The 6,846-nt window shown below is 70.3% G+C and carries 8 protein-coding genes and 2 pseudogenes; 7 read left to right on the top strand and 3 right to left on the bottom strand.

Features of this window, described 5'->3' with window-relative positions; genetic code table 11:
* A pseudogene (locus B128_RS13045) lies at positions 1-156 on the top strand (heat shock protein transcriptional repressor HspR, fused homodimer type); the annotation flags it as partial.
* Positions 153-1,478, top strand: coding sequence for a dipeptidase (locus tag B128_RS0100460; protein WP_018110340.1), 1,326 nt, complete (start codon positions 153-155; stop codon positions 1,476-1,478). The pseudogene B128_RS13045 and the gene B128_RS0100460, both read left to right, overlap by 4 nt.
* Here the strand turns inward: B128_RS0100460 and B128_RS0100455 are convergent.
* A complete protein-coding gene (locus B128_RS0100455) occupies positions 1,475-2,212 on the bottom strand; it encodes a 2-phosphosulfolactate phosphatase (RefSeq protein WP_018110339.1) in 738 nt (245 codons plus the stop codon). The two genes, B128_RS0100460 and B128_RS0100455, sit on opposite strands and share 4 nt — an antisense overlap.
* 11 nt (positions 2,213-2,223) lie before the next feature.
* Positions 2,224-2,874, bottom strand: coding sequence for a Crp/Fnr family transcriptional regulator (locus tag B128_RS0100450; RefSeq protein ID WP_018110338.1), 651 nt, complete (start codon positions 2,872-2,874; stop codon positions 2,224-2,226).
* 48 nt (positions 2,875-2,922) lie between these two features.
* Here B128_RS0100450 and B128_RS0100445 point away from each other — a divergent pair, with 48 nt between their 5' ends.
* The 4 genes from B128_RS0100445 to B128_RS0100430 all read left to right on the top strand — a co-directional run bounded on the left by B128_RS0100445 (position 2,923) and on the right by B128_RS0100430 (position 6,043).
* On the top strand, positions 2,923-3,561 hold the full coding sequence (locus tag B128_RS0100445) for an ABC transporter ATP-binding protein (protein ID WP_018110337.1): 639 nt from the start codon (positions 2,923-2,925) through the stop codon (positions 3,559-3,561).
* A 5-nt stretch (positions 3,562-3,566) separates the two neighbouring features.
* Positions 3,567-4,274: a phosphorylase family protein gene (locus B128_RS0100440; RefSeq protein WP_018110336.1), complete on the top strand. Its 708-nt coding sequence runs from the start codon at positions 3,567-3,569 to the stop codon at positions 4,272-4,274.
* A gap of 2 nt (positions 4,275-4,276) precedes the next feature.
* Positions 4,277-5,092 carry an enoyl-CoA hydratase/isomerase family protein gene (locus tag B128_RS0100435; RefSeq protein WP_018110335.1) on the top strand — a complete coding sequence of 272 codons (816 nt, stop codon included), beginning with the start codon at positions 4,277-4,279 and terminating at the stop codon, positions 5,090-5,092.
* Positions 5,093-5,167: 75 nt separating this feature from the next.
* Positions 5,168-6,043, top strand: coding sequence for an HD domain-containing protein (locus tag B128_RS0100430; RefSeq protein ID WP_018110334.1), 876 nt, complete (start codon positions 5,168-5,170; stop codon positions 6,041-6,043).
* A gap of 40 nt (positions 6,044-6,083) precedes the next feature.
* On the opposite strand, the gene B128_RS0100425 is transcribed toward B128_RS0100430, so the two are convergent.
* Complete coding sequence (locus tag B128_RS0100425; protein WP_018110333.1) at positions 6,084-6,521, bottom strand: DUF2267 domain-containing protein; 438 nt, start codon at positions 6,519-6,521, stop codon at positions 6,084-6,086.
* A gap of 96 nt (positions 6,522-6,617) precedes the next feature.
* On the opposite strand from B128_RS0100425, the pseudogene B128_RS12805 reads away from it, so the two are divergent.
* Positions 6,618-6,846: pseudogene (locus B128_RS12805) on the top strand (hypothetical protein); the annotation flags it as partial.

Genomic DNA, 6,846 nt, shown 5'->3' with positions numbered 1-6,846 from the left:
CTTGGGGTGAACCTGGCGGGGGTGGAGGAGATCATGCGGCTGAGGGCGGAGCTGGAGGCCCTGCAGGCCCGCTTTGAGGCCGAGGTGGCCCGGCTCAGGCTCCTCCTCCTGGAGGAAGGCCGGGCCCTGGCGGAAGAGGGTAGTATGGGCGCGTGAACGCGTTAGCCCCCCTCTTGGAGTTCCTGGCCATCCCCTCGGTCTCCACCGATCCGGCCCACAAGGAGGACGTCCGTCGGGCGGCGCTATGGCTTTCCGAGCGGCTTAGGGCCCTGGGCTTCACCACCGAGCTCCACGAGACCCCCCTCCACCCCATCCTCTACGCCGAGCGCCTGGTGGACCCCAAGGCCCCCACGGTCCTGGTCTACGGCCACTACGACGTCCAGCCCCCCGACCCCTTGGGGCTCTGGACCACCCCGCCCTTTGAGCCCACGGTGCGGGAGGGCAAGGTCTTCGCCCGCGGGGCCTCCGACGACAAGGGGCAGCTCTGGGCCCACGTGGCCGCCCTGGAGGGCCTCGAGGCCCGGGTGAACCTGAAGTTTCTGGTGGAGGGGGAGGAGGAGATCGGCAGCCCCCACCTCCTGCCCTTCGTGCGGGCCCACCGGGAGAAGCTGCGGGCCGATGTGGTGCTCATCTCCGACGGGGCCATGTTCGCCCCCGAAACCCCCACCCTCACCTACGGCCTGCGGGGGCTTACCTACCTGGAGGTGCGCCTGAAGGGCGCCCGGCGAGACCTGCACTCCGGGGCCTTCGGTGGCGTGGCCCCCAACCCCATCCAGGCCCTGGGCTGGATCCTGGCCCGGCTGAAGGAGGAGGGGACGGGCCAGGTCCTCATCCCGGGCTTTTACGACCGGGTACGCCCCGTGTCGGAGGAGGAGAGGCGCCTCTGGCCCGCCCTGGACGAGGAGGCCCTGAGGCGGGAGCTCGGGGTGGAGGTCCTGCCCGGGGAAGCGGGCTACACCCCCTTAGAGCGGCTTTGGGCCCGGCCCACCCTGGACCCCAACGGCGTCTGGGGAGGGTACCAGGGGGAGGGGTCCAAGACGGTGATCCCTGCGGAGGCGGGGATGAAGCTCTCCATGCGCCTGGTGCCCGACCAGGACCCCGAGGAGGTGGCGGAGCTGGCCGAGCGGTACCTGCAGGAGATCTGCCCCCCGGGCTATCGCCTGGAGGTGGTGCGCCTCCATGGGGGCCGGCCCGTCCTCACCGACCCCTTCAGCCCCCCCATGCGCCTCATGGCCCGGGCCCTGGAGGAGGTCTGGGGCCGGCCTCCCGTCTACGCCCGGGAGGGGGGCACCATCCCCGTGGTGGCCGAGCTCCAGGAGGCCCTCTCCGCCCCGGTGGTCCTCCTGGGCCTGGGCCTAAACGACGACAACCTCCATGCCCCCAACGAGAAGTTTGACCTGGTCAACCTGGAGAAGGGCATCGCCACCCTAAGGCGCTTCCACCAGCTCCTGGCCGCCCAGGGCCTGGGGCACTCCTAGGGGGCTCCGCCCTGGCCGGGCTGAGCCCGCTTGAAGATGAGGGCCTCGCCCACCCGTCCGGCCAGGACGGGCACGGCGGCGCTCTTGGCCACCTGGGCGCAGAAGGGGACGTCGGCCTCGAGGCCTACCCCCCTGAGGGCCGCCGCCGCCGCCGAGAGGGAGAGGGCCTCCAGGGGGTCCTGGTAGGCCCTCTTCACCGCCAGGGCGATCCGTGCCCCGTCCTCGGGCTCCACCTCCCCCATGAGGCCCAGGTACTCCGCCAGCACCCCGGCGGTGTAGAGGTCGTCCAGGCCGGCCCGGCCCTCCTTCCCGGCGCAGAGGATGGCCACCTCCTCCGTGGCCAGCTCCCGGGCCAGCCGGGCGGCGGCGTGGGCGTTGTAGAGGGAGGCTAGGAGGACGTGCTTGGCGGAGCGGGCGGCGGCGTGGGCCGCCCGGGTGCCGTTGGTGGTGCTCATCACCACGATCTTTCCCCCCACGGGCGCCTCCAGGGCCTCCCGGGGGGAGTTGCCCAGGTCAAACCCGGGGGGCTTAAGCCCCCCCACCTCTCCGGAGAGGACCACGTCCTCGTCCTTGAAGGCCCGGGCGGCCTCGAGGCCCGCCGTAAGGTAGAGGGCCTCGGCCCCCGCCTCCAGGAAGCAGGCGGCGGTGGTGGTGGCCCGGATCACGTCCACCACCAGCACCACGTCCGCATAGGCCAGCTCTTCCGTGGGCAGCACGTCCACCCTTAAGCGCACGGCATCCCTCCTCACATGAGGCCAAAGGCCAGCTCCTCCAGGAGCTGGGCGTCCACCACCTCCACCACCCCCGGGGCCACCCGGAGGACCCCCTGCCCCCGCAGCTCATGGAGGACCCGAGTCACGGTCTCCCGGCTGGTCCCCGCCATGGCCGCCAGGTCCTGGTGGCGGAGCTGGAAGCTGGGCCCTTTCCCCTGGCGCAGGAGCTTCAAGAGGGCGTAGGCCACCCGGCTTCGGGCCTCCTCAAAGGCCAAAAGGTCCAGCTCCAAATCCGCCTCCCGCAGGCGGTGGGCCAGGATGCGGGCCAGGTTGTGGGCGAAGAGGGGAAGGCGCTGGAGGAGGCCGAAGTAGGCCTCGCGGTAGAGGGCCAGGAGCACGCTGTCCTCCTCCGCCACGGCGCTGGCGCTCCTTTCCGGGGCGTCCAGGAGGCTCATCTCCCCAAACACCCCCCCAGGGCCCACGAAGCCTAAGGTCTTCTCCTGCCCCCCCAGGTGGGTGCGGTACAGACGCACCTGGCCACTTTCCACCAGGTAAAGGGCCTGGCCCAGGTCCCCCTGGTGGAAGATGACCTTGCCCCGGGGGTAGGTGAGGGGCTGGAAAAAGGAGCGGGCCAGCTTTACCTGCTCGGGATTGAGGTCCTGGAAGAGGGGGCTTGGGGCCATCGGCCCTACTCTAACCGAACCTTCATCCTTTGCCTAGAGGATGAGAGGGTGCGGCCGGTGCTGGAAGTCCAGGGCCTGGGCTTTGCTTATGGGAATGGCCCCCTTTTCCAGGGGGTCTCCTTCTGCCTCCACCCCGGGGAGGCCCTGGCGGTATTGGGCCCCTCGGGGAGCGGCAAGACCACCCTGCTCCACCTCCTGGCCGGCCTCCTCCCCCTGCAGGCGGGGGAGGTCTTCTGGGAAGGGGAGGCTATCCGCGGCCTTCCCGAGGGGGTCTTGGCCCGGCGGCGCCTGCGGTTTTTGGGGCTCGTCTTTCAGCACCACTTCCTCTTTCCCGAGCTCACCGCCCTGGAGAACGTCCTGGCCCCGGGGTACCTGGTGGGGCGGGTGGACCGGGCCTGGGGTCTGGCCCTCCTCCGGCGCCTGGGCCTGGAGGGGCGGGCCCACTTCCTCCCCCAGCGGCTTTCGGGGGGGGAAAGGCAGCGGGTGGCGGTGGCCCGGGCCCTCTACCTGAGGCCCCGCCTCCTCCTGGCCGACGAGCCCACCGCCAGCCTGGACCGCCGCCAGGCCCGGGAGGTCTTGCGCCTCATGCGGGAGCTGGCGGGGGAGGTGGGGACGGCCCTGGTCCTGGCCACCCACGACGAGGGGCTGGTGGAAGGGCTTCCCGCCCTCCGGCTGGTGTATCCTTAGGCGGTATGAGTCCCATCCACGTGCAGGGCCAGCGGGGGGACGTGGCCGAGCGGGTCCTCCTGCCCGGGGACCCGGGCCGGGCGGAGTGGATCGCCAAGACCTTCCTCGAGGACCCCGTGCTCTACACCTCCCACCGGGGGCTTCTGGGCTTCACCGGCCGCTACCGCGGGGTGCCCGTCTCCGTGCAGACCACGGGCATGGGGGCACCTTCCGCCAGCATCGTGGCCGAGGAACTGGTTCAGCTTGGGGCCAGGGTGCTCCTGCGGGTGGGTACCTGCGGGGCGGTGGACGAGGGGCTTTTCCCCGGGGATCTGGTCATCGCCCAGGGGGCGGTGCCCCTGGACGGGGCCACGCGCCAGTACCTGGAGGGGCGCCCCTACGCCCCGGTGCCCGACCCCCTGCTCTTCCGCGCCCTCTGGGCCAAGGCGGAGGCCAAGGGCTACCCCCATCACGTGGGCCTGGTGGCCACCGAGGACGCCTTCTACGCCACCACCCCGGAAGGGGCCCGCGCCTGGGCCCGGTACGGGGTACTGGCCTTTGAGATGGAGGCCAGCGCCCTCTTCCTCCTGGGGCGGCTAAGGGGGGTGCGGGCGGGGGCCCTCCTCACCGTCTCCAACCGCATCGGCGACCCGGAGCTGGCCCCCAAGGAGGTGTTGCAGGAGGGGGTAAGGCGTATGGTGGAGGTGGCCCTCGAGGCCCTCTTGGAGGTGTAGGTATGGCCCACGAGCACGAGCACGAGTTCATCCTGGAAATTCCCGAGTTCGCCCACCTCGCCTACGAGGTGGAAGAGGGGGTGGCCATCGTGACCCTGCGCCGCCCCGAGGCCCTGAACGCCCTTTCCCAGGACCTGCTGCGGGAGCTGGCCGAGGTGGCCGAGGTCATCCACCAAGACCCCGAGGCCCGCGCGGTCATCTTCACCGGGGAGGGGAAGGCCTTCGCCGCCGGAGCGGACCTGAAGGAGATCGCCGCCCTCAAGGACCCCTTCATGGCCCGGGAGTACGCCCTTTTGGGCCAGCAGGTCTTCGCCGAGATCGCCGCTTTGCCCATCCCCACCATCGCCGCCATCCACGGGTATGCCCTCGGGGGTGGTCTGGAGCTGGCCCTGGCCTGCGACCTGCGGGTGGCCGCCAAGGGGGCCAAGCTGGGCCTGCCCGAGGTGGGCCTGGGCCTTATCCCCGGCTTCGGCGGCACCCAGCGCCTGCCCCGGCTGATTGGGCGGGGGCGGGCCCTGGACCTCATCTTCACCGGGCGGCATGTGCCCGCGGAGGAGGCCCTGGCCCTGGGATTGGTAAACCGGGTGGCGGAGGACGCCCTGGAGGAGGCCAAGAAGCTGGCCCGCCAAATCCTGAAAAACGCCCCCATCGCCCTGGCCCTGGCCAAGGAGAGCGTGGTGCGGGGGGAGGGCCTGGACCTGGCGGAGGCCCTGGAGATCGAGGCCGACCTCTTCGGCTACGCCTCGGCCACCGAGGACATGAAGGAAGGGGTCAAGGCCTTCCTGGAGAAGCGCGCCCCCAACTTCAAGGGGGAGTGAAGCCCCCCGCGGGCTTCCCGGTGTGTCCCGGGTCCCCCCGGGGGGCTCGGGTGTGGTGTAAGGTGGGAGGTGCCCATGACGGGAGAACGCGTGGTCCACGTGGCCAGCCCCAAGGCCAAGCTCTACGCTGAGGCCGACCAGGCCATCCGCGAGCGCCTCAAGGCCTTTCCCAAGGCCCTAAGGGCCTACGAGCTCCTCATCCAAGACCCCGAGGCCCGGGCCGGCTGGAACATGGCCAACTACCTCACCATGCGCAAGCTGGGCTACAACGACCACGGCCGGGTCCACGCCCTGCTCACGGGGGCGGCCAGCGTGGCCATCCTGGGGCTCCTGGCCGAGGCCGGGGTGCGGCTGGACACCGTGGAGTCGGGGGCCGGAGAGCTCGAGGACGCCTACGTGGTGGTCCTCCTGGCCACCATGCTCCACGACCTGGGCAATGGGGTGCACCGGGAGCACCACGAGGCCTTCGGGGTAACCCTGGCCCTGCCCATTCTGAACCGCATCCTGGAGAAGATCTACCCCGATCCCGAGCAACGCACCGCCCTCCGCGCCCTTATCCTCCACGGGATCTACAGCCACGACCTCTCCCCGGAGCCCCTGACCATTGAGGCCGGGGTCACCGCGGTGGCTGACGGCACCGACATCACCAAGGGGCGCGGGCGCAAGGCCTTCGCCCTTGGGAGCATTGACATCCACTCCATCAGCGCCCTGGCCGTGGACGAGGTGCGCATCCTCAAGGGGGAGAAGGTACCCGTGGAGATCCAGGTGACCATGAACAACTCCGCGGGCATCTTCCAGGTGGAGGAGACCCTCACCAAGAAGGTGCTCAAAAGCCCCCTGCGCCCCTACGTGACCGTGGTGGCCATGACGGAGGGGGATGGAGGCCAGGACCAGCGCATCGTGCACCGGGTGCGCCTCCACGAGCGGGAGGACCGCTTCGTCCTGGACTGAAAACCACCCCGGTGCTGGCCGGGGTGGGAGGCCCTAAGGCCTAGGCCTCGGGCCAGAGCTCCCGAATCTCCTTGGGAAGGAGGTTCCGCACGTCCGCCACCTCCCCCTCGGTCACCTTGGCGGCCAGGACCCGGAAGACGGCCCGGGCCGCGGCCTCAGGGTCCAGGGCGGGGCCACCGGGGGTCTTGAGCTCCCGGGCCACATGGGCCAGGAAGGCTTCCTTGTGCCGCTCCTTCAGGGGCTTATCCGTGGGGTCCCAGCCCTCATAGTAAAGGCCCCGGACCAGCATGGGAAGCTGGGCCCCCAGCTGGGCCACCTCCTCCACGGGCAGGCGGTCCCGCAGGGCGTGGAGCACCGCCCGCAGGGCCATGTAGGCCCGGTGGCGGTCCTCAATCCCCAGGGCCTCCATGATGCCTTTGAGCCAGATATGGGTCTTGTGGAGGGTGGTGTCAAAGACCTCCAGACCGGTGGCGCTCATACTTTCACCCCCTTTTTCTTTAGCATATCCCCCCTTTCGGATATTCAATGCATACCCCCTTGACAAGCCAAAGGAAAAGGGGGCGCTTGGTGAGCTGTGGAAGAACACCAGACGCCCCCTTCCATCCTACCCCTGTCCCTGGAGGAACTGGTCCCCCTGCTCCAGGCATGGCTCCAAGCCCGCTTGCCAGAAGGGGAGAGAAAACCCGGCAGGCCCAGGACCTTCTCCGACCTCAGCCTCTTTCTCTTCCACCTGGTCCGCGCCCTCCTGGGCTTCTCCAGCGAACGCATGCGCCGGGAACTGGCCCGCAACCCTAGGCTCCGCA

Source organism: Thermus igniterrae ATCC 700962 (genome assembly GCF_000376265.1).
Classification (GTDB): Bacteria; Deinococcota; Deinococci; order Deinococcales; family Thermaceae; genus Thermus; species Thermus igniterrae.
Note: the sequence above shows the minus strand (reverse complement) of the source record. Positions and strands in the feature narration are given on the sequence as shown.